This is a genomic window from Rhodanobacteraceae bacterium, from assembly GCA_024234055.1.
GTDB lineage: Bacteria > Pseudomonadota > Gammaproteobacteria > Xanthomonadales > SZUA-5 > JADKFD01.
The window spans coordinates 35,252-58,884 of record JACKOW010000021.1 but is presented as its reverse complement, the minus strand read 5'-3'; the positions used below and the strand labels follow the sequence as shown (position 1 = coordinate 58,884).

Here is a 23,633-nt window from a genome sequence, read left to right as displayed (position 1 = left end):
ATTCGGCGGCAACTCGTCTCGCGCGCGCTCGATGGCCTCGCGATAGGCCCTCTCGGCTTCGTCCTGGCGTCCTTGTCGAGCCAGACACCAGCCCAGATCGTGCACGGCCGCCACGGCCGACAAATGCCGCAGCGGCGTCAGTCGCTGCACCCGGGAAAAATCGCTCACGGCCTGCCGCAGCAGCACTTCGGCGGTGCTGGCCTCGCCGCGGACCAGCCGGATTCGTGCCCACATCTGGCGCGCCGCCGCCTGCGCTTCCAGCGCTGCGTCCTGCTCGCCATCAGCGCCCAGCGCGACCAGGGTCTGAAGGCTGCGCTTGATCTGCGCCTCCGCCGTGTCCAGCTGCTGCATGGCCATCTGACCTTGTGCCAAGGCCAGGCGGATGTTGGCGGCGGCAATGGGGTCGCCGGCGAATTCATCGTCCACGCGGCCTTCGAGCCCTTGCAGCAGATCGCCCACGGTCATCTTGGCGCCGGCCTTCCAGCCCAGCAGTTGCATGGCTGGATCCGGCGCCGTCAGTACCGACCACAGGAACTGGTTGATGCGATCACTGCGCACCAGCGCGGCATCGGCACGGCCGGCTTCACGGTTGGCACGGGCGGCTTCTCGCAGTGACCATGCGGTGGTTGCGAACAATGCCAGCAAGGCAAGGCCAGCGGCGGCGCTGGCGCCACGATGGCGCTGGAGGAAGCGCCCCAGACGGTAGCGGATTGAATCTCGGCGAGCCCGGATCGGCTGGCGCTGCAGGGCCCGGCGCAGATCGGCGGCAAAGTCCTCGGTACTCGGGTAGCGCCTCTCGGATGCCGTGTTCAGTGCACAGCAGACCACGGTGTCGATGTCGCCACGCAGCGCCCGTGCCCGAGCGGGCCGGCCTGCCATCGCCGCCGCTTGCGAGGGCGGCGGCCATCGTCTGTCACCGTCAGCCGACGGAGGACCTTGCTCCGGCGCTCGTTCGGCGCCGCTCAGCAGCAGCCAGGCGACCGCCCCCAGGGCGTAAACATCGGTGGCTGTGGTGATCACGCCCCCGGCAATCTGTTCGGGCGCGGCAAAGGCTGGCGTCCAGGCGCGCTCCTGGGTGGTTTCGGCTTTCCTCGCAGCCTGCACATCCAGCAGCCGGGCAATACCAAAGTCGAGCAGCTTGACCTGTCCTTCGGCACTCACCAGCAGATTGTCGGGCTTGATGTCACGATGCACGATCAGGTGGCGATGGGCATAAGCGACGGCCGCGCAAGCTTGTTCGATCAAGTCGATGCATTGCCCCAGGGTCAAACCCTGCTGGCGGGCGTGGCGGTCCAAGCTGACGCCGCTGATGCGCTCCATGACCAGATAGAGCTCGCCGTCTGCGCTTTCACCGCCGTCCAGCAGGCGGGCGATGCCGGGGTGATCCAGCCGAGCCAGAGCATCCCGCTCCTGCCGGAAGCGCTCGATCTGTCGGCCATTCGGAAAGCGCGTGCGCAGCAGCTTCAGGGCGCCTTGTTGCTCGAAACCGCCCTCGACCCGGTGCACCGCGAACACCATGCCCATGCCACCCTCGCCGAGTACGGCGTCGATCTGCCACACACCGAGGCGGCGACCCAGCCAGGGCTGGGGCTCGATCGCACGCTCACTGGCCACCGCGCGGATCTGCTCGAGCGCCGGCGCGGTACGCTGATGATGAAAGAGCAAGCTGCGCAACTCGGCGGCCAGCTCCGTTGGCAGTTGCAGCAACCAGGTATCGCGCTGCTCCGGATCCAGTTCCAGCGCCTCGCCGAACAGCGCCGTGAGTCTGGCGTGGTGTTCGGACGCAGTCACGGGCAATCGCCGGCCAACTCCCTCAACACCCAGGCGCGAGCCATTGCCGCATCGCGCTTGACCGTGGTGGGCGACAGTTGCAGCACCTCGGCGGTCTCTTCCACCGACAACCCGGCCAGATAGCGCATTTCAACGATCTCGACCTGCCGCGGGTCGAGCTCGTTCAGGCGCTCCAGCGCCGCGTCGAAGGCCACCAGATCGATCGGATCGACGCCGCCGCCGAGTGCATTCTCGCGGTCGTCCCAGGTCAGCATCAGCGCCTGCCCGCCGCGTTTGAGGCGCTGCTTGCCGCGCGCGTGATCCACCAGGACATGGCGCATGACCTTGGCCGCCAAAGCCAGAAAGGCCCGGCGATCGCCAGTATCCAGACGCTGCAGCCGGGCCAGCCGCAGCCAGGCCTCATGCACCAGCGCCGTGGGTTGCAGCGTGTGTGGACCGCGTTGATCGGCCATGGCCGCGCCGGCGATGGCCCGCAGTTCGGTGTAGAGCTCCTCAGCGCGCTGGTCCAGCGCGCTGCGCGCCACCGGGTTTTCGCCAGGGTCTGCCATGCCACCAGCATAGCGCCGGCCTCGCCCTGTCGCAGCGGGTCGTGAGCGCTCATTCAGTCCTCGAATCCATCGCTCAGCAGCTGACCTGCGACGCTGCTGCGACAAGGCGCCGGCTCCGAGGTGTTGCCGGCCTCGTCGGTGGCGGTCGCCGTCAGCACCCAGCCCTGCGGCACCTCGGCAATCACGCCGGACCAGCTGACATCGCCATTGGCGTCGGTGGTGCCGGTCACGGTGGAGCCGAGGTAGAGCGTCAGATCACCGCGGCCATCCGGGGGGCAGGCGGGCGCGGCGTAGAGGTCGATGGTGTAGGTCGAGGCCGGTCTGCTGTTGAGCGTGCCGCGGGCAAAGATGCCACCGCCGAGTGTCACCACCGGATGATTCTGGCCGGCGTTGGCACAATTGTGGCCACAGCCGTCGGGATCGCCGGGATCGTTCAGGGTTGGGCCGCTGCCGCAGCCCGGAAAGTCCTGGCACTGGATGTCGATGGCCATGCCTCCGTTGCCGTGGATGCTGTTGCCGCGCACGCGGCTGCGTTCGCCACCGCGGAGCAGTACTCCCGCGCCGGCCTGGTGGGCGATGACATTGCCCTCGCCCGCAGCGCTGCCGCCGATGCTCAGGGTGGGCGCGGTTGCCGGCAGGGAATTGCTCAGGTGATCGATGTAGATGCCGCTTCCGCCGTTGGCCAACACGCTGCCATCGGCCAGTTGCCCCACCCAATTGCCCTGCACGCTGGTCGAGGACATCACGCCGCCCAGCAACAGCGCATCCCCGGGAAAGCCCACCAGCTCGTTGCCACCGCCAGGTGCACCGATGCTGAGGGCGTCGACCCGCCCCAGTTGCCGAATTCCCTGACCCACCGCTCCGGTGGGACTGCCATCTGCGGCGGCACCGAAACGATTGCCAAGCACCAGCAGATTACCGGCGGCAAAGCAGCAGTCACTCATGCGCATGGCGCTGGGGTCGCCCGAGCCGGCGGCGGCGCCGGCGAGGAGGTTCCGGCTGCCGCTGGCGATACCACCGATGCTGCCGCCGTTGAACTGGCAGATGTTGGCGCTGTACCAGGCCGTGCGGGTCACGCTGCCATCCGGTTCGAATCCGAAATAGTTTCCCAGCACTTCCGTGTTGCTGGCGCTGGAGGAACATCCGGAAGTGGCGGCGATGGCAAAGTCGGCAAAGCCATTGCCGTAGGCGTAATTGCGGGCGGCGGTGACGGTGCCGCCGATCCGTGACTGGTCCGGCTGGGTGAAGTTGCAGCCGCCAATGTTGATGCCGACGCCGTTACCGCCGTTGGCGGGCGCCGTACCCGGATAGGGGCCGGTGATATTGGCTTCGATGACGTCACCGCTGCCACAGACGGCGATTCCCGACGCGTAGTCGCGCACCAGCATGCCACGCACCAGATTGTTGGCGCCGAAGGTGGCGAGGCCCGGTCCGTTGGTGGCATTGCCGAAAAGCAGGATCAGCGGCACGCCGGCATAGCCGGGCTGGGTGGTGGCGTCGACGCTGGTGCCGGCGTTGACCACCAGTTCGCCGCTGTTGATGATCGATTGTCCGCCACCGGCAATGCTGAAATTCACCGCATCCGGCCCTGGCAGGGCGGCCGCTTCCTGCAAGGCCGCGCGCAAGCTGCAGCCGCCACTGCCGCAGCCCATGCCGATGTCAGTGGAGCACACCCCGTCGCCCTGTGCGCAATCGGGCAGATTGCTGTTGTTCTCGACCAGAAAGCTGGCCTGCGGTGCACTGGCCACCACGCTCGGTATTGCGCTGCCGGTGTCGACGATCACCAGATCATCCAGGGCATCGGCGTTCAAGCGCATGGCCAGCATGGCGACCGGTGCGGCGCCATTGCTGGCCTGCAGCCGTGTCGCCGAATCGCGCTCCAGCCCGAACTCGACGTGGCCGTCGGCATGGCCGGCGATCAGGCTGGGCAAGGCCTCGGTGGACACGCGCCCGAGCACGGCCGTCGTTGCCGGCCAAGGCAGGCCATCGGCGCGACGATAGGCTGCCGCTGCGATGGTCAAGCCCTGGGCGTTCCATTCCAGACTGTGCAGCGTACCGGATGCATCCAGCAACCATCCGCGCCGCGCGCCTCGAGCTACGCTGGGCGGATACAGCAGCAATTGCCGGGGTGCTGCCATGAGTGGGGCAACGACAGATTGCGGCATTGCCCATTCCTGCCCGCTCAGGGTGCGATCGCTGCCGCTGATCCAGCCCAGACGCTCGGCGCCCAGCCATACGACATCACCCCAGGGATCCTCGTTGAGCATGCCCACCGCCAGTGCAGACACCGGCGCCGGCAGTGCCAGCCTCGTGGGCGGCCGGCGCGAGCCAGCCCAGAGCAACAGACTGGCCTTGCCGTCGTGGGTGACGGCGGCCACTACCTCGTCCACGCCGTCCCGTCGCCCAACCTCGCCCGCCGCCAAGGCCGTCAGCGTGCCCTCCAGCGCAATACTCTGAGCGTCGCCACTACCGCGCAGCTCGGCGGCGGTGAGCCGCCAGAGCGAGTCGCCGCCCACGGCACCAACGATCACCTCCATGCGCCCATCGGCGTCGCTGTCGACCAGCACCATGCGGTCGGCCGCCACTGGAATGTGTCGTTCCGGCCACGCTGCCAGGAAGGCCTCGGGGGGCGCACCACTCAGCGCTTGACGGGCCCTGGCCTGGGCCGTGTGCGGAAACAGGTAATCGACATTTCCGGGATAGACCAGCAGCTTGCCTTCACCCTCGGCGGTCACCAGCGACAGCACCAGATCAGGCATGCCGTCGCCATCCACATCGCCCTGGGCAAGCGCCAATCCCCTCTTCCCGCTGCCAGGTGTGGCTGGCAAATCCACTGCCAGCGGGTAACGGGCAAAATCAGATCGCCCCTGCGCCTGGGCAAACTCCCGATCCAGTCCCAGGCACTCGTCAGCTGTTGTCAATGCCAGGGCGGCCAGCATCCATGCTGCCGCGTGTGCGCTTGCCTGAGTCATCTGCTGCAGCCTCTTGTTCGGTCGACAGCGGCACGAACGACAGATCGCGGCCCCACGGACCACAGCCAGGGACTTGAACCTGCAAATGCCAGACAGAAGGCGATCCGTGAGGCCGGGTGCGCCATGCGAGCTTCCGGGCTTCAAGCTGCACAGCAAACTTTGGGGCGCGGCCCGGCTTGCGATCAGGGTGTCGCCGCGTGATAGTGCGTCATCGGCATGCAGGGGCGTACCCGCTGGTGAACGAGCTTGCTCTTTCAGGCTTCCGATACCTGATCGCTGATCGTCCGGCAGCGTTCTGGCTCTGCTTGGCGTGCTGCCTGTTGGGCCCGTGGTGCTTGCCGGCGGCGCTCGCGCAGTCGCTGGGGCAACCCTATTTCGAGTCGGTGCCCGGGACCGAGAAGATCGGCAACGGCATCATCACCGTGATTGCCCAGGATCGACGCGGGCTGATCTGGCTGGGCACGCCCGAGGGCCTGTACAGCTTCGACGGCTATCGTCTGCATGCCTATCGGAATGTCGCCGAAGCGCCAGATTCGATCGCTGATGACTATGTGCGGGGCTTGCTGGCGCATTCCGATGGCCGCTTGTGGGTGGCCACGCAAAGCGCCGGGCTCTCGATCTACGACCCTCGCCATGATCGTTTTGAGCACCAGCCGCCGGACCCTGGTCATGCCGGCGGTCTGCCAGGCGCGGCGGTGCTGGCGCTGGCCGAGGCTCCGAACGGCGACGTCTGGATCGGCTTTGGCAAGGAGGGTCTGGCGCGTTGGGACCACGCCAGCGGACGCTTCGAATCCTTCCGGCCCGATCCGGGCAGTTCGGGCGCGCTGCAGCATGACACCGTGCGCAGCCTGCTGTTCGACCGCCACGGTGATCTCTGGATAGGTACCGGCAACGGGCTGCAGCGCAAGCGCAAGGACAGCCCGCTGTTCGAGCATATTGCGTCTGCCGAGGACGATCAGGCAGGCCTCAGCCGGCAATACGTCTATGCCCTGTTCGAGGCCAGCGATGGCCACATCTGGATTGGCACCCAGGCCAGCGGCGCGGCGGTACTGGACCCGGACAGTGGCCGTCTGCAGCGCTTCCTGCCGGGCGCGGAGGGGACCGGACATCCGTGGATCTCGGGCTTCTCCGAACCCGTCCCCGGACAGATCTGGGTGCACACCTATGGCGGCGGCATCGATATCGTGGATGCCAAGAGCCCTCGGATCGTCCAGCGGGTACGCAGCGATCTGTCCATCCCCGGCGGACTCACGCTCGATCGTCTGACGGCGCCGCTGAGGGATCGTTCCGGGCTGATCTGGCTGGGCACCTGGGGTGCCGGCGCGCAGCACTACAATCCGCACAATGCGGCGGCTTTCCGCAGCATTCGGCACGGCGCTGCCAATCCGGCGGGTCTCAGCGCGGGCAGCGTCATGAGCACGCTGCCGCTGGATGCGCAGACGGTACTGATCGGCACGGGCGGCGCCGGCATCGACCTGCTCGATCTCGATGAGGGAGTCGTCCGCCGTTTTCCGCCTGATCCGCAGGCGCCGGGAGCCCTGCATGACGGCACCATCCGGGCGCTGGAGCGGGCATCGGATGGCTCGATCTGGGTGGGCACGCAGCAGGCCGGCGTGCAATCCCTGGATCTGGACAAGGGACAGTTCTCGGCCCCTCTGGCCGGCCTGCCACGAGGTCCGGTAAGGCAGCTGGAGCTGATCCCGTCGGGTTTGCTGGCGGTGGGCATGCAGGCGGCGCTGGTGCTCCATGACCCGAGGTCCGGGGCGGTCCGGCGACTGCGCACCGAACTCGATCAGGACTTTACCGACGCCGTCTGGAGTCTGCTGGCGGACGCGGACGGCCATCTCTGGGTCAGCACCCCCAACGCCCTGCTCTGGTGGTCGGAAGGCAGCGACCGGCTGCATCAGGTCGAGGCTCCGACTGATTGGCCGCTCGGTGCCTTGACCGATATACGCATGGACGCCGCCGGCACGGTCTGGGTGACCGGTCCACGCGGCATCGCCCGTCTGCGCGGTTGGCAGCAGGGCCAGCCCCGATTTGAACGCTATGGCCGGGAACATTCGGCTCTGAGCCGCGGCTCCGGTCAGCAGATGTTGCCGGATCAGCGGGGCCGATTGTGGAGCACGCAGGTGCTGGTGGACCCGCGCAGCGACAGCATCCAGCGCATCGGTGTAGCCGATGGCATCGACATCGGCAGCGTCGAGATCGGTTCCGGCAGCATCGGGCCGACCGGCTTGCTGTTCTTCGGCGGCACCCGCGGGCTGCTGATCGTCGATCCCGAGCGCTTCTCGCCCTGGCGTTTTGATCCACCGCTGCTGTTCACGCGCATCGATGTGGACGGTCGCAGCCGCCTGGGGACGGATCCTGGGCCGGGCTTGAATCTGGCCTCGGGTCAACGCCGATTCTCGGCCGAATTTGCAGCCCTCGACTACTCGGCGCCCGCGAGCATTCACTATGCCTATCGCTTGCGCGGTCTGGATGAAGACTGGACCGAAGTGGACGCCGGTCAGCGGATTGCCAGTTACAACAATCTGTGGCCAGGCAGCTACCAGCTTGAAGTCCGGGCCCATCTCAACACCGGCGGCTTCAGTGCTGCGCCCCTGTCCCTGCCGGTCACGGTGGCGCCGATCTGGTGGCAGCGCCCGATCTCTGCCGTCCTGGCGCTGCTGGCGTTGCTGTTGCTGATCGGGCTGGGAATGCGTTGGCGCACGCGCAAGGTTCAGGCCCGGGCCGAAGCCTTGGAGGTGCTGGTGGAAAAGCGCACCCGCGAGCTCAGTCTGGCCAAGTCGGGTGCCGAAGATGCGCTCAGCGATCTGCGCGGTGCCCAGAAACAACTGGTGGCTGCCGAGAAGATGGCCTCGCTGGGGCAACTGGTCGCCGGTGTTGCGCACGAGATCAATACCCCCATCGGCATTGCCATCACGGCGGCCTCGCATCTGGACGAACTGGCGCGCACCGGCAACGCCAAGCTCGAAGAGAACCGGTTCACCCGCAATGATCTCAGCCGCTGGAAGGCCGAGGTCATGGACGCCGCCCGGCTGATCCAGAACAGCCTGCAGCGCGCTGGTGAACTGGTCGCCAGTTTCAAGCAGGTCTCGGTCGATCAATCCAGTGGTCAGCGCCGAACCTTCCTGCTTGACGACTTCCTGCGCGAGGTGCAGACCACCCTAGGCCCCGGGCTGCGGCGTACGCCGCATACCCTGATCTGCGACTGTCCCGAACGCATCGAGCTGGATTCCTATCCCGGGGCTCTGTTCCAGATCCTCAGCAATCTGATCAACAACGCCCAGATACACGCCTTCAGCGACGATCAGCCCGGTCATATGTGGGTCGGCGCCCAGTCCAGTGGTGACTCGCTGCTGCTGCGCTTCAGTGACGACGGTCGGGGGATGCCGGAAGAGGTGGCGGCGCACGCCTTCGATCCTTTCTTTACCACCAAGCGTGGAAGCGGCGGCTCTGGCCTAGGCCTGCATGTGGTCCACAATCTGGTGACGCAGTTGCTCGGCGGCGAAATCGAGCTGCGCAGCAAGCCCGGACAGGGCACGGAGTTCCTGATGCGCTTTCCCAAACGCACGCCGGAGGCGGGCAGGGCTGGCTGATTCGGGTCATGTTTGTGTACCGCTCGTCGGAAAACAGGTCAGTTGTTCAAGATTCTGCATCCATTGGTGACACTCTTGACGTAGGGCGAAATGGGTGCGTGCCAACGTACCCTGGACGGCGTCAGCGGCAATGCGCTGCTGCCGGCGGCGACGCTGGCCAGCGTACTGGTCGACGACCGCCTGCTGATCGACACGTCCAAAGCCAACTGCGATGCCTATCTCGCGGTTGAACTGGGACTGGCAGACTGCGGTGGCCGCACCTTGGCCCGAGACATCATCGATGACTCGCTGGGCGTCATCGTCGGCCCCGGTGTCAGCGACAATGTCGCCAATGACAGTGTCTTCCTCGGCGACTTCCCCTTCCTGGGTCGGCCGCTGTAACGCACGCGAGCCCGGAGCGCCGCCACAAGGTGGGCGCTTCGGGCAGCCTTGGCAAGATCCAGGATTCCACCCGATGAAGCATTCATTGAACCGCATCTGCGTCGTCATGGCGCTGGCAGCCTTGCTGTGCGCCTGCGCATCCGTGCCCGACCAGACCCCAGCGGACACCCGTCCGACACTGCTGTCCGCCGGTTACCCGCTGACCACAGGCCAACGCGTGACGACCAGCGAGGACATTTACCTCGGCAATCTGCAGGCGCGCATCGAAGTCCTCGACAAGCAGCTGGAAAGCACGCCCTCCGCGAGTCTGCAGGCACAGCTGGCGGCAGCCCTGCTGCTGCGCTTTCGGGTGCTGGGCCAGCTCGGTGACGGCGAGCGCGGACTGGCGCTGGCCGCCAGCGCCACCCGGCAAGATCCCGACCTCGCCGATGCCCAGCTGATTCTGGCCTCGGCACTCTCCGTCTTTCACCGCTTCGAAGAGGCGATGGCAGCCCTGATGCAGGCCCGTCGAGCCGGGGCCGATGAAGCACGCCTGGCCACCACCCGACGGGATCTGCTGATGGCCCAGGGTCGATATGAGGAACTGGCCGATGACTTCGCCCGCTCCGCCGAGCCGGTCGCCGACTTCTACGAACTGGCACACCGCGCCGACCTGCGCCTGCTCCAGGGAGATCCTGCGGGCGCCGGCCAGTGGTTCCGCGCGGCCCAGGACCTGTATCAGGATGTCGATCCCTTGCCGCTGGCCTGGTTGTATGTGCAACAGGGCATCGCCCTGCTCCGGCACGACCAGATCCCCCAGGCGCGTGAATTCTTTGCCGCCGCGCATGCGCGCCTGCCGCACTACGCGCTGGCCGCCGAGCATCTGGCCGAATGCGAGTTCCTGCTCGGCCGTCATGATCGAGCCCGACAGCTCTATGCCGCCGTGATCGAGCAGACCGACAATCCCGAATACCGGGCAGCGCTGGCGGGAGTCGAGGAAGCCGCCGGCCATCCCGATCGAGCCCGGGCCGAGCGCGAGTCGGCCAGCCGTGGCTACCGGCAACTGCTGGAGCGACATCGGGCGGCTTACGCGCAGCACGCAGCAGAGTATTTCCTCGAGCTCGGGGAGGTCGACAGCGCCTGGCAGCTGGCGCAGGAAAATCTGCAGCTGCGTGCCGATATCGGCAGCCTGATCCTGTATGCCCGGGCGGCCGAAGCGGGCAACCATCGACAGCAGGCCTGCGACGCCCTGGCACGCATTCGGGCCAGTGACCTGCATCCGCCCGAACTGCGCGAACTGGGGCCCTTGCAGCGCAGCTGTTCGGGTTGAGGAGACCGCGTCAGGCAGGTTGGGTTCGCTATGATCGGCGGACTCGCTGACCGGAGCATCCACGTGCACCTATTCGACCTGGCCGCCGTGCTGATCACCGCAGCAGCACTGTTTTCCTGGGCCAATCATCGGTGGCTGGGGATGCCGACCACGCTCGGCGTGATGTTGATCAGTCTGGTGCTGTCGCTCGGGCTGGCCGGATTGCGCTGGTTCGGCATCGACTGGGCCGATGGCGTCGAACAGGTGATCGCGGCCATCGATTTCGATGAGGCGCTGTTGCACGGCATGCTCAGCTTCCTGCTGTTCGCCGGGGCGCTGCATGTGGATCTGGCCCGGCTGCGCGAGCACCAGTGGGTGGTCGGGGCGCTGGCCAGTGTCGGCGTGCTGATATCCACGGCCCTGGTCGGATTCGGTGCCTGGCTGGTGTTCAGCCTCATCGGCATTCCGATTCCGTTGATCTGGTGCCTGGTGTTCGGTGCGCTGATCTCGCCCACCGATCCGATTGCCGTGCTGGCCACACTGAAACAATTGGGCGCGCCCAAGGCGCTGGAGATCAAGATCGCCGGCGAATCCCTGTTCAACGACGGCGTGGGCGTGGTGGTGTTCATCGTCCTGCTCGGCATCGCCAGCGGTGCAGCGCCGGCCAGCGTCGAGGGCATCGGCAAGCTGTTCCTGATGGAGGCGGTCGGTGGCGTGATCTTTGGTCTGGCGCTGGGCTGGGTTGGCTTCCACCTGCTGAAATCAGTGGACAAGTATGATGTCGAGGTGCTGCTGTCGCTGGCGCTGGTCATGGGCGGATACGCCCTGGCCTTCAGGCTGCATGTATCCGCTCCCATTGCCATCGTGGTGGCCGGCTTGTTCATCGGCAATCAGGGGCGCAGCCTGGCCATGTCCGCACAGACCCGCGAGCGGCTGGACGAGTTCTGGGAGCTGATCGACGAGATTCTGAATGCGGTGCTGTTCCTGCTGATCGGCATCGAGGTGCTGGTGCTGACCTTCAATGGCCAATTCCTGCTGGCCGGCCTGGTGCTGATTCCGGTGGTGCTGCTGGCTCGATTCATCAGCGTAGGCGGACCCATCGCCCTGTTCCGCCTGCGCCGCCAGTTCCCGGTGCGCACCGTGCGCATCCTCACCTGGGGTGGCTTGCGTGGCGGCATTTCAGTGGCCCTGGCACTGTCACTGCCGCCGGGGCCGATCCGCGAACAGTTGCTGATGGCCACCTATGCCGTGGTGCTGTTTTCCTTGCTGGTGCAGGGCACCACCATTTCGCGGCTGCTGCCGCGCGAGCATTGAGGCCGGGGTTTTCGACGGTGGCGAACCGCTTGATGCGACCGACGTTTGACCCCGGGATGGGTCGAGCGGATGATCTTGGCTTGTTGCTTGATGCCGGTCACGTCAGCCAGCGGGCGCTATCGGGTTTGTTTCGGACAGGTCCGCCGCACGGAGAACCGGCCCGGCGTCGCTTGGAGTCTTGACCATGCATCCCTTCCGTCTGCTGTCCCGTCATCGTTGCTGCCTCGGGCTTCTGACCCTGGCGCTCGGTACCGGCGCCTCGGCACAGACCTTCCAGAACCTGTCGGCGACGGTCGGCTTTCAACCCGGCTTTCTGGCCAATATCCCGGCCGGTGGCCTGGCCGTGGATGATTTCGACCGCAATGGCTATCCCGATATCTTCGTGACCGGCTATCTCTTGCCGAATCGGCTGTTCTTCAACCAGGGCAATGGCCAGTTCACCGAGAGCGCCGCGGTCAACGCCACACTGCCTGGTACCCGCTGCAGCGTAACCGCGGCCGCCGACTACGACAATGACGGCTGGCCCGACCTGTATGTGGGTTGCCGCGACCAGAAGAACTACCTGTTCCGCAACACCCAGCAGGGACAGGTCTTCGTGGATGTGACGCCGGCGGAACTGGATCACAACGCGCCAGGCGCCAATTCTGCGCGCACCGATGCAGTGGCCTGGGGTGATCTGAACAACGATGGACTGCTCGACATTTTCATTGGCGTGTATCCCACGTCCGATACGCCCGACCTCGGCAATCCGGATAACCTTGATCGCATCGTGCTCAACAACGGCAACGGCAGCTGGACGCAGGTCACCAGCCAGTTCGCGCCGGCAGACATCGCCAAGCTCGGACGGACGGCGTTGGCGGCGGTGATCTCCGATCTTGATGGCGATGGACGCGCCGATATCTACGTGGTCAACGACAAGCAGCTGGGCAACGTGCTGTGGCACAACGATGGTCCAGGGTGCGGCGGCTGGTGCTTCAGCGAACGCGCGGCTGCGAGCGGCGCCAATCAGACGCCCTTCGGCATGGGCATTGCCGTGGGTGATGTTGATCGCGATGGCATCTGGGACATGTATTTTTCCAGTATCGATACCCAGCACTTTCTGCAGGGTGACAGCCGCAGTCCCCTGCATTTCACCGAAGATCCATTGTCACCGCTGAACCACTACGGCGTCGGCTGGAGCACCATCTTCAGTGATTTCGACAACGATGGCTGGGAGGATGCCTATCTGGCCTGTGGCAGTGGCAGCTTCTCGACCACCAGCGATCGCGACCAGGTCTTCCGCAACATGGGAGCTGGGGTCTTTCAGGTGGTCAGCGTCGGTAGCGGCATCGACGAGAACAAGCCCACGCAGCCGGCGGCGCGCATCGACTTTGACCGCGATGGTCGTACCGACCTGGCCGTTGGTCACTGGAACAATGGCTATGAGTTCTACCGTAACGTGACCGCGGGCACGGGCCACTGGATGGCTTTCACCCTCACCGGCGGCGGCGCCGTGAACCGGGACGGTATCGGTACCATCGTCACCGTGGAAACCGCCGACGGCGCCGTTCAGATGCGCGAGATGCGCGCGGGCGAGGCGCGCGGTTCGAGCCATGAGAAAGTCCTTCACTTTGGCCTCGGCAATTACACCGAGGCGCAGGTGCGGGTGCGCTGGCCCGATGGCACCCAGGAGAATCTGGGCACGATGGCGGCCGATCAGTACCACGCCCATCAGCACCCTGCGGTGGCGCAGGTGTTTCGCAGCGGCTTCGAATGACGCTGTCCGCGATGTCCCCTCAGAACCGTTTAATCGATTCTGTCGCTGTGACGGTTCAGTTGCCGGACCTTCAAGAGAATCTGACTCCCATGAGATCCAAGATGCAGTCAACCCAAACTTCCAGGATCAAGGGCGGAGCGCGCCTTCGTCGTTCACATGCAAGACTGGTCCAGGCCGGCCTGCTGACCCTGAGCCTGCTGGCTGGCAGCCTGGGCCTCGCCGCCCCACTGCCGCCCTTGCAGCTGCCGCCAGCACGTCACAGCGCCGACAAGATGGCGGCAGTCTGCAGCTTGGCCCAGACGGTGGCACGCAACTGGAACGAGCAGACCCTGGCCGCGATTCGTCTGGACGCACCGCGGCCCACGGTGCATGCGCGTAACCTGTTCCACGTTTCGCTGGCCATGTACGAGGCCTGGGCGGCCTATGCGCCCGAGGCCAGCGCCTGGCGGTTCGACGAATCCGCGGCAGCCTTCGGGCAGCCACAGTCCAATCGCGAGATTGCCATCAGCCACGCTGCCTATCGCGTGCTGGTCAACCGCTTCAGCGGCTCGCCGGGGGCGAGCAGCTCGCTGGCCTCCTTCGCAGCCTGCATGCAAGCGCTGGGGCAGGACCCGGCGAATACCGGCACCACTGGCAACAGTCCGCAGGCCATCGGTAACCGGATTGGCGCGGCGATCATTGCCTTCGGCCTGCAGGATCACTCCAACCAGCAGAACAGCTACCTGGACACCACCTTCTATTTCCCGGTCAACAGCCCGATGCTGGTGCAACTGCCCGGTACTGGTGGTCTGGTCGACATCAATGCCTGGCAACCCCTGATTCCTCCCGGTGCGCCGGGGGTGCAGAATTTTCTGACGCCGCACTGGAGTCTGGTCACGCCCTTTGCGCTGGTGCGCCCGGCCCCGAACGCCACCTACCTCGACCCAGGTCCGCAACCCAAGCTGGGTGGCATCGGTGATGCCCAGCTACGCCAGGATGTGCTCAGCCTGATCCGCTTCAGCGGCCGCCTGGACCCGGACGATGGCGTGCAGATCAACATCTCGCCGCGGCTGGTCGGCAACAGCACGCTCGGCAGCAACAACGGTCAAGGCCACCCGCTGAATCCCGCCACCGGGCAGCCTTACGCCGACAATTTCGTGCTGCGCGGTGATTGGGGCCGGGTGCTGAGCGAATTCTGGGCTGACGGCCCGCTGTCGAGTACGCCGCCGGGGCACTGGAACGAGATCGCCAACGAAGTTTCGGACCACCCGGCCACGGTCAAGCGCATTGGCGGCAACGGACCCGTGCTGAGTGACCTGGACTGGGACATCAAGCTCTATCTCACGCTCAATGGCGCCCTGCATGACACCGCCATCGCCACCTGGGAGGTCAAGCGCAAGTACGACTCCGCGCGTCCGATCACGCTGATCCGCGAAATGGGCAGCCTGGGACAATCCAGCAATCCGGCCTTGCCCTCCTACCATGTCAACGGTCTGCCGCTGGAGGATGGACTGGTGGAGCTGATCACCACGGCCTCCAGCGCGCCGGGCCAGCGCCATGCCCACCTGGCAGGGCATGTTGGCGAGATCGCCATCCACGCCTGGCTTGGCCATCCGGCCGATCCACTCACCCAGCACGGCGGTGTAGGCTGGATCCGCGCCGTCGACTGGATCCCCTACCAGAAACGCAGTTTCGTCACGCCGCCGTTCGCCGGTTACACCTCCGGGCACAGCGGTTTCAGCCGTGCTGGTGCCGAAGTCCTGACCGCCTTCACCGGTACCCCCTACTTCCCCGGTGGCCTGGGGGAATTTGTCGCCGATGCTGGCGGCAACGGTCGCTTCCATCTGGCTTTCGAGTATGGGCCGGCCCAGACCACCCGCTTGCAGTGGGCGACCTACTACGACGCCTCCGACGAAGCCGGTATCTCGCGTATCTACGGCGGCATTCATCCGGCTTATGATGATTTTCCCGGGCGGGTGATCGGCCACGAGGCTGGCCTCGCGGCGCTGGCGAGCGCACTGCCGCTGTTCGGCACGCCGCCGCCGGATGCGCTGCCGGTGCCGGCGATCGATGCCCTCGCGCGCCTGGTCCTGTTGCTGGGCGTGCTGACGCTGGCGGGCGTGTGGCTGCGTCGCCGCTGATCCGCGGCCGACCGGCAGATGTTCGCAATCGTTGCAGCTGGCCCATGTCGGGTTGTATGTGGACGACGGCTGTCGCAGGCTTGCCCATGGATGGTGTCGAGGCCGACGAGCCCGCCGCCGTCCGCATGCTGCACGGGCGTTGACGCACAGTGCGAAGCAACCCCGCAATCGGAGACCCTGACGATGATCAAGCTGATATCCGCTTCGCTGCTGGCTGCATTGGCCCTGACCCTGGCACCGGCCGCCGAGGCCAGAAAAGGTCAGATTCAGGACATCGATTTCGGGGCCATCACTTGCAAGGCCTTTCTCAATGACCTGTCCACGGCCAGCGAAGAAGACGCCGGTGCCATCTTCCTGTGGCTGGACGGCTATCTCAGTGGCGTATCCGGCGATACCGTGTTGCGCTGGGACGGCATGAGCAGCTTCGCCGAAGAACTGGTGAATCGATGCCAGCGCCGAGGCAATGAGCGACTGCTGGATGCCGCCCGGAATGTCGGTCTGAACTAGCAGCCGGCGGCCACTTGCGGTCAGGACAGCACGCGCCAATGCTGGCGCTGTGCGCCTGACAGTTCGAGATCAAATGGCGCTACGCAAGCGACGGCCAGGTGGAAGCTGGTCGTGCTCAGCAGTTCGATCTCGGCGTCGTCCTGTCTGCAAGGCTGCAGGAGAATGCTGGCGAGGTACTGCGGCAGGGCACTGCCGCAATCGCGCTTGATCAGGGCTTCCTTCAGCACCCAGCGTTGCAGCAGGGTGTCGTCGTCCAGTTCACCCGGCGATTCTTCCTCGGCGACGAGCAGGTGGGCGAAAGTCCGCAGCTGCGGTCCGCGGCCACGCTCTTCCAGGTCAATGCCAATGGCAGCGGGCGACAGCGCGCAAGCTATCCAGTTGCCGCTGTGGCTCAGCGAGAGCTGCAAGGGGGCGTCGAGCACCTGCGGGGGCAGATGTTCGCGCTCGATCAGCACGCATTCGGCCGGATCTCGATCAAGCAGGCGCCCCAGCTGCAGACGTGCCAGCCAATGGCCGGCCAGATATTGGCGATGGCGGCTGGGCACGCGCAGGCGCTGGGCGCGGGCCCATTCACTGGGGGACAACCAGGATTCGGGTGCGGCGGGTGCCTGCGCCAGCACATCGGCGACAGCCGCGACTGCGACCGAAGTCACCGGCAGTTTCACCGCGCCAGCCTTGAGGAGGGCCGCGCGCCTGCGCGGCCGCTGTTGCCTGGGGCTTGCCTGTAGCCAAAGCGGCGCCGCAGGCGCGGCGCCCTCCACCGGCCGCGCCGGCTGCCCAAGCGCCATCGACCGGTCATGCTGTCGTCAGCACCGCTCTGACCCCCAGACCCGTGGCCTCGTAGATGCGCTGGCCATCGACCCACAGACTGGCATCGCCCAGTGCCAGCCAGCCGCTGGCCTCGCGCCGCAGCTCGGTCAGTTCCAGGGTGGTGTGCACCTGCCGATGATGCGGCAATACCTGGCCGCGGTACTTCCAGCGATGGTGCTGATCCAGGGCGATGCTCTGGAAGCGGGCGCTGGCTCGTTCGGCGGGGCTCAGATGCTGCAGCAACGCGTACTGCAGCGTCTGCAGCATGGCTTCCAGGCCCAGCGAGCCCGGCTGCACCGGATCCTGGAAGAAGTGTGCCTTGAAGAACCACTCGCCGCTGTCGACATCCTTGACCGCGCGCAGCTGACCCAGGCGCGCCGCGCCAGCCTCGGGCCAATGGCCTTCGATCCGGTCGATCATGCGCAACATGCTGCCGGGCAGGCGCAACTCGCCGGTGGGTGCGGCATCAAGCGCCGCCAGATCGATATCGACATTGGCAGGGCGGGTCAGCAGCTCCCGCTGTCCAGCGCTGACCGGCAGTCCGGCCTGCGCTGCCAGGGCCTCGGGCGGGAAAAAGCCGAACACGGTCTTCAGCTGATAGACCTCGCGACCCCCCAGATGACAACGCACCCGGAAGTTCTCGATGATCATGCCGGCACTGGCTGACACATCGGTGAGTTCGACTTCGGTCGTCAGCGTGCCGGCGCCCCCGGGCAATTCGGCCAGCACCGTGCCCTCGCCGTCGAGGTTGCGGAAGCCGAGTTCGCTGTCCACGGTCAGTGCCGAACCGACATAGCTCGATAGCCAGCCGCAGGGCTGCAGTGCCGCCTCCAGCAGCACGGCGAAGGGCATCACCCGGGCGCCGTTCTGGTCCAGATACCAGACCGACTCCGGCACATCGTACTCAGCCACCACCCGGGCGCCGCCGCGCATCACGCCGATCGGCCCGTCGATGTGGGCAATGCGGCTGATGAAGTGATAGGGCGGACTGGGCAGTCGCGCCACCCGGGTGGGGCCATCGAAGCGGCGGTACATCGGGCCGAAGGCGGCGGACGGACGCCCGAGCGCGCAGGCGAGCAGGCTGTGTTCGTCGAAGGGGAAGCCGTTGATGGTGGGGGGTGTGGGCGCTGGCGTTTGCGGAATCTGGGCCACTGGGTGATGGCCGGCGTCGCTCGCCATCTGTAGGTCACGTTGTCCGCGCAGCGGGCTACGTGACATCACGGTCTCCGGAAGCTTGATGTCACGTAGGCCGCGTTGCGGCCAACGTGACCTACGGTCGGCATCCTCCAGCGGCCAGTCGGGCGCCAGTTCCAGCGCCACGCGCCTGGCGTGGAAGGCCTTGAGGCCATCGACCGTGCACAGCAGATCGGCCCAGATCGTCGGTTGCGGTCCGGCGCTGCGTTCCTCGATGTAGACCTCGGTCACCAGCAGCCGCGAGGCAGGCGTGACCTGACCGCGACACTGCAGCGCGTAGCTGAGCTCGGGTACCGGCTGAAAGCGCCAGCCGTCGCGCTTGAGCGTATAACCGCAGGCCGCCAGATACAGCGCCATGGCCTGCAGGCAGGCCTCGAACATCAGCGTGCCGGGCATGCATGGGTCATTCTTGAAATGGCCGTCGAAAAACCACTGCTGCGGATGGATGTCGAGCTCGGCGCGCAGATAGCCGCGGCCCCAGGGTCCGCCGTCGATGGCCAGTTCACTGACCCGGTCGAGCAGCAGCATCCGCCCACCTTGAATGCCCGGGCTGCGGGTGTGGGTGCGGGCCAGCTCGAAGCCGGCGCCGAAGCAGTCGTATGTCTGGCCGGCGGCAAAAGCCTCCAGCTGCGAGCGATTCAGCGTGGTCCGGGTGCACGTCACGGCTACCGCATCGAGCTTCGGTGAATCGGCGATCTGCTGCTGCTCCGGGCTCCACAGGCATCCCGCTGAAGCTGCCAGTTCATCGGCGGTGAAGAATCCGGCCTGACCCTGACGTACCGACAGCTGGCGCCGATCGCCGTTGTGGCAGTCGTAGTGGAAGAACATCAGACGCACATCACCCTGCGCGGCGTGGCCGTCGAGCTCGATATCAAAGTGCAGCGTGTCGCCCAGTGCCGGCAGATCGCCGTGGTACATCAGCTCGCAGCCGAGCAGGCGGTAGACGCGTTCGCCGCGATTGTGGGCATCGATGCCTTGCCAGGACACCAGCATCAGATCGGCCTGTCCGGCTTCAATCAGCACGCCGGCGGCCAGACGGCCGCAGTGGGTAGCCCAGTCGTGATTGGCAATATCGGTTTCGGTGCGGATGCGGCCTTTGCCGAGCACCCGCGGCGGCCCATCGATGGCGATCACGCGATCTGCGAGCAACAACGGCGGCCTGGGCATGCGCACCTGGCGCGCGTAGCCGTCCTGGCCGGCAAAGGCCGGGCCGAAGATCTCGGAGATACGGCCGTCGGCGTGGATTTCGAGTTGGGCGCGGGTGAAGCGGGTTGTGGGTTGTCGGCTGTGGGTTGCTGGCGCCTGGCTGGTTGTCGGTTGTGGGTTGTCGGTTGCTGGTTTCAGCACAAAGGCCGTCGCAGCCGCTGGGATGCGATTAGCCTGTGGGGTGGATTCGCGATGGGCGAACAGCAGCGTCTGGGCGCGGGCTTGCAGGCCGAGGAACTGCTGCTGGGCACTGCTCATGGCGTGCAAGTATTGCGACTGGGCTTGGCTCAGCTGCGCGAGCTGACGCTGCACGGCGCGGTGCGCCGGGTACCGGAAGACACCGGTCTGCGGCTGATCGTAGGTCACGTTGGCCGCGTAGCGGGCTACGTGACGGGGCGCCGTGGCCTCACGTAGGCCCTGCGGGCCAACGTGACCTGCCTTGGCGAGCGGGCTTGCGGTCGGCGACCAGCCGAATACGCTGGGCAGCGCCGGTGCTGGCAGCATGCGCTGCAGGGCGGTTCCTTTTATCTGCACTTTGACCTCGGGCCAATGCGCGGCGAAGCGCATCGGTCGTTTCGGTGTCGGGTTTTCTGCGGGCGGTGCAAGTGAGAGCTGCAATGCCGCAAGGTCGATCTCGACGCCCGCCACCCAAAGTGCCGCGGCTGCCCCGAGCACACCCTCAAGCCCCTGATTCCTGCGGTCCAGACTGACAATCAGCGCTTCGCGCTGCCCGAGGATGTTGCGGATCGCACGGGCGAAGCTGTTGCCGGGGCCGTGCTCGACGAACACGCGCACGCCGTCGTTCCAGGCCTGCAGGATCACCGGACGCAGGTCCAGTGTCCGATTGGCCTGGGCCAGAATGGCCTGGGCGCAGGATTCGCGATCGGGCGTGTAGGCTCTTCCACTGGCCGTCGAGTAGATCCGACCGCAACGCGGCGCCTGGGTGTCGCGGCGATGCAGCGCCAGCCAGTCCTCGGCCACGGCCTGCAGCTCGGGCACGTGCACCGCCAGCGGATAGTCCAGGCGCAGACAGCGGCTGCTGCCGATATGCTCGACCACGCGGGCACAGCCGTCGGCGTCGCCGGCGATCAGGCAGTCGGCATCAGCATTGATGATGGCTAAGTGCACCGGCGGCTCGGGTTCGATCGCCGCGCGAACCTCGGCGACCGGCGCCAGCACGGTCCAGCTGGCCCAGCGCACCGGCCCGGCCCATTGCGCCGCGACGGCCTCAAAGTTGCCACCGAGTTGGCGCGTCACCAGGCCGCTGGCGTCCATCTCGTCCATCAACGCGTCGGGATCGGTCCAGACTTCGGCCGCGACCAGCGCATTGGTCTCGCCGGAGGAGTAGCCGATCCAGGCGTCCGGATGCAGTCCCAACAGCTCGGTCGACAGCGCCAGATGCAGCTGCGACAGCGCCGAGGCACCCCACAGTTGCTGCACGGCGCTGGGGGCGGACTCGCCTGCCAGCGACCAGTCCAGCGCCGTCGAGAGCCGGCGGCTGCGCTGCCCCAGCGTATCCAGCAGGGCCGGAAATGCCTGCAGCAGCTCGCGCCCCATGCCGGGGTAGGAGGCGCCGGCTCCGGCGAAGACGAAAGCCAGTTCACCCTCGATCGGGCGCTCGCGGAAGTGCACGCTGCTGCCGGCCGGGGCGCCATCGCGCAGGTGCGCCAGCGCCCGGGCGCGCACTTGCGCCAGCTCGGCCGCGGTCGCCACCAGCGCCAATCGCGCCGGACCCGATGCGGGGACGGTGCCGTGGGTCAGCGCCTCGATCAGTTCGGCCTTGCCGGCCGCGGTCAGCAGATGCAGCTGCGGCGCCGGTGTCGGCAGACGGCAGACCTGCGCCTCGCGCAGTCGCATCGGTGCATGCCCGGGCAGAGCGATCTCGAAACCCCGGGCCCGCGCACTGAGCCAGGACAGACCGTCGAACCGTCGCCGGTAATGCAGGCAAAGGGCCGCCGCGGCCAGTCGCAGCAAACCGTCGGCGGCGCCAGCATCGCCAAAGCGTGAGCGCACATCCGGCAGATCCTCACCCACCGCCTCCGATTCGGCGCGATCCAGCAGCGCGTAGATGCGGTCGCCGTCACGCTCGGCATCGGCCAGACGTTTCAGCACCAGTGCCACCGCTGCGTCGGCGGGGCGGGTGTTGCCGGCGGCGATGGTCACTGGCTCGCAGCAGAGATCGACCGCGCCGACCAGCACCGCGTCCTGCTCACCGGCGAGCAGCGCCCGTCGGGCAATGGCCAGCGCCTGCAGACCGGACTCGGCACCGGCCTGCAGCGTGTAGCTGGGTCCGCCCAGATCGAATTGCGAACTCAGACGATTGGCCGGGATGTTGGGCATGCAGCCGAGCACCCCGGCGGCCTGCAGCGGCGCGACCACGGCGTCGCGGTCAGCACCGGCAGGCAACCGCCAGCGCGTGCCGTAGCGGGCGATGTCGGCATCGGGTTCCATGCCGATCAGGGCGCCGATGCGCGGTCCCGGCGTGATTCGCGCCTGGGCCAGCGCGGCGCTGGCAACCCGCAGCAGCAGCAGTTGTTGCGGCAGGGCCTGTTCCAGATCCCTGGGCGGGAAACGCAGGCCCGCCAGATCCAGTTCGATCTGCTCGGCGCGGGCTTGTCCGGCATTGTCCAGCAGCGGTGCGCCGGCGAACAGCGCCGCGGCGACGGCAGCGCAGTCGTTGTGTGCGCCCAGGCTGCACGCCAGGCCGACGATGGCGACTGGCTCGTCGCCGATCGCCGCCGGGTCAGCGGGCGCCAGCGGCAGCGCCGGATCGTCCTCGGACAGGATCAGGTGGGCATTGTTGCCGCCGAATCCGAAGGCCGAAATGGCGGCGATGCGTGGACCGACGGTGGGCCAGTCCTCCGCTCGCTGCAGCAATCGAAACGGCGTTTGCGCGAGAGCCTCGTGGTAATGATCGACGGGCCGATTCGGTGGCCTCTGGCCGTGGCGCAGCGCCTCAATCAGCTTGACGATGCCGGCGCCGCCGGCGGCGGTGATCAGGTGGCCGAGATTGGATTTCGACGAGGCGATCGGTAAATCCGCCGCCTCTGCAAACACCGCCGCGCTGCTCCGCAATTCGGCGGCATCACCCACCGGCGTGCCGGTGGCGTGGCATTCCAGCAGGCCGACCTGATCCGGGCGCAGGCCGGCATCGGCGTAGGCACGGTGCATGGCGCGGCGCTGGCCGTTCTCGTCCGGCACCAGCAGGCCGCGACCGCGACCGTCGTTGCTCAAACCGATGCCACGGATGACGGCATGGATTCGGTCGCCATCGCGACGGGCGTCGGCCAGCCGCTTTAGCGCGAAGATGGCGCAGCCCTCGGCCGCGATCAGGCCATCGGCATCACGGTGAAAAGGTCGTGACTGGCCGCTCTTGCTGAGCGCGCCCAGCGCCGCAAAACCCTGTTGCAGGAACAGCGGATCGGCCCGCTGCACGGCGCCCGCAAGCATCAGATCCGCCTCGCCATCGTTGAGCTGATCGCAAGCCAGCTTGAGTGCATACAGCGAACTGGCGCAGGCGGCATCCAGACACCAGCTGCCAGCGGTCAAATCGAGCGCCCGGGCAATCAGCGCAGCGCTGCCGCCGCTCATGGCGCGATGGCGCGGATCCCGCGGCGTTTCGTCCTTCCAGACCTGATCGGCAAAACGCGCCATCGATTCAGAAGGAAAACCCAGATTGCCGAGCACCAGGCCGATCCGCGCCGGCCGCGCAGCGATGTCCTCCAGAGCCGTGCGGGCGCAGTGCAGGGTCCAGTGAACCAGTGGATCCAGCCCATCCAACTCGGCGGCTGGAAGATCGAAACCCAGTGGGTTCCAGATCTGCTCAAAGCCACGGACAAAGCCGCCGCGATCGCTCCAGCAATGGTCAGCCTGCGGCGCATCGGGTTGGCAAAGCACCGTTGCCGGATCCAGGCCCCAGCGTCCCGCGGGCACCGCCGAGCTCAGATCGCGGCCGGCCATGACCGCGTGCCAGAGTTCCTCCGGGCTCAAGGCGCCTGGCAGCACGCAGCCGCGGCCGACGATGGCGATCGGGGTCATGGGAACAACTCGGGTGTCATTGCGACCCCGGTCGTGATCCGGGGCACACCGGGAAGCGGGCTCGCCGGTCCCTGGATTGCTTCGTCGCTGCGCTCCTCGCAATGACGCC

Annotated in this window: 12 protein-coding genes; 7 read left to right on the top strand and 5 right to left on the bottom strand. The window is 66.7% G+C overall.

Translation table 11 applies throughout. From position 1 onward, the window contains the following. The 3 genes from H7A19_19985 to H7A19_19975 form a co-directional block, all read right to left on the bottom strand. On the bottom strand, positions 1-1,791 hold a 1,791-nt coding region (locus tag H7A19_19985), incomplete at its 3' end, for a serine/threonine protein kinase (GenBank protein ID MCP5477110.1). After that, on the bottom strand, positions 1,788-2,339 hold the full coding sequence (locus H7A19_19980) for a sigma-70 family RNA polymerase sigma factor (GenBank protein ID MCP5477109.1): 552 nt from the start codon (positions 2,337-2,339) through the stop codon (positions 1,788-1,790). The genes H7A19_19985 and H7A19_19980, both read right to left, overlap by 4 nt. Positions 2,340-2,392: 53 nt before the next feature. Then, positions 2,393-5,311 carry a right-handed parallel beta-helix repeat-containing protein gene (locus tag H7A19_19975; protein MCP5477108.1) on the bottom strand — a complete coding sequence of 973 codons (2,919 nt, stop codon included), beginning with the start codon at positions 5,309-5,311 and terminating at the stop codon, positions 2,393-2,395. 320 nt (positions 5,312-5,631) lie between these two features. On the opposite strand from H7A19_19975, the gene H7A19_19970 reads away from it, so the two are divergent. The 7 genes from H7A19_19970 to H7A19_19940 all read left to right on the top strand — a co-directional run bounded on the left by H7A19_19970 (position 5,632) and on the right by H7A19_19940 (position 16,276). After that, entirely contained in the window at positions 5,632-8,910 is a 3,279-nt protein-coding gene (locus H7A19_19970; protein ID MCP5477107.1) for a hypothetical protein, read from the top strand. Between the two features lie 90 nt (positions 8,911-9,000). Continuing rightward, on the top strand, positions 9,001-9,291 hold the full coding sequence (locus H7A19_19965; GenBank protein ID MCP5477106.1) for a hypothetical protein: 291 nt from the start codon (positions 9,001-9,003) through the stop codon (positions 9,289-9,291). 73 nt (positions 9,292-9,364) lie between these two features. Further along, complete coding sequence (locus H7A19_19960; GenBank protein MCP5477105.1) at positions 9,365-10,600, top strand: tetratricopeptide repeat protein; 1,236 nt, start codon at positions 9,365-9,367, stop codon at positions 10,598-10,600. Positions 10,601-10,663: 63 nt separating this feature from the next. Beyond that, positions 10,664-11,893, top strand: a complete 1,230-nt coding sequence (locus H7A19_19955; GenBank protein MCP5477104.1) for a sodium:proton antiporter — start codon at positions 10,664-10,666, stop codon at positions 11,891-11,893. Between the two features lie 184 nt (positions 11,894-12,077). After that, positions 12,078-13,649, top strand: coding sequence for a CRTAC1 family protein (locus H7A19_19950; protein MCP5477103.1), 1,572 nt, complete (start codon positions 12,078-12,080; stop codon positions 13,647-13,649). Between the two features lie 101 nt (positions 13,650-13,750). Beyond that, positions 13,751-15,769: a vanadium-dependent haloperoxidase gene (locus H7A19_19945; protein ID MCP5477102.1), complete on the top strand. Its 2,019-nt coding sequence runs from the start codon at positions 13,751-13,753 to the stop codon at positions 15,767-15,769. 183 nt (positions 15,770-15,952) lie between these two features. Further along, positions 15,953-16,276: a hypothetical protein gene (locus H7A19_19940; protein ID MCP5477101.1), complete on the top strand. Its 324-nt coding sequence runs from the start codon at positions 15,953-15,955 to the stop codon at positions 16,274-16,276. Positions 16,277-16,296: 20 nt separating this feature from the next. Here the strand turns inward: H7A19_19940 and H7A19_19935 are convergent, their stop codons facing one another. After that, on the bottom strand, positions 16,297-16,929 hold the full coding sequence (locus H7A19_19935; protein MCP5477100.1) for a hypothetical protein: 633 nt from the start codon (positions 16,927-16,929) through the stop codon (positions 16,297-16,299). Between the two features lie 142 nt (positions 16,930-17,071). Further along, a complete protein-coding gene (locus H7A19_19930; protein MCP5477099.1) occupies positions 17,072-23,524 on the bottom strand; it encodes an acyltransferase domain-containing protein in 6,453 nt (2,150 codons plus the stop codon). Positions 23,525-23,633 lie beyond the last annotated feature (109 nt).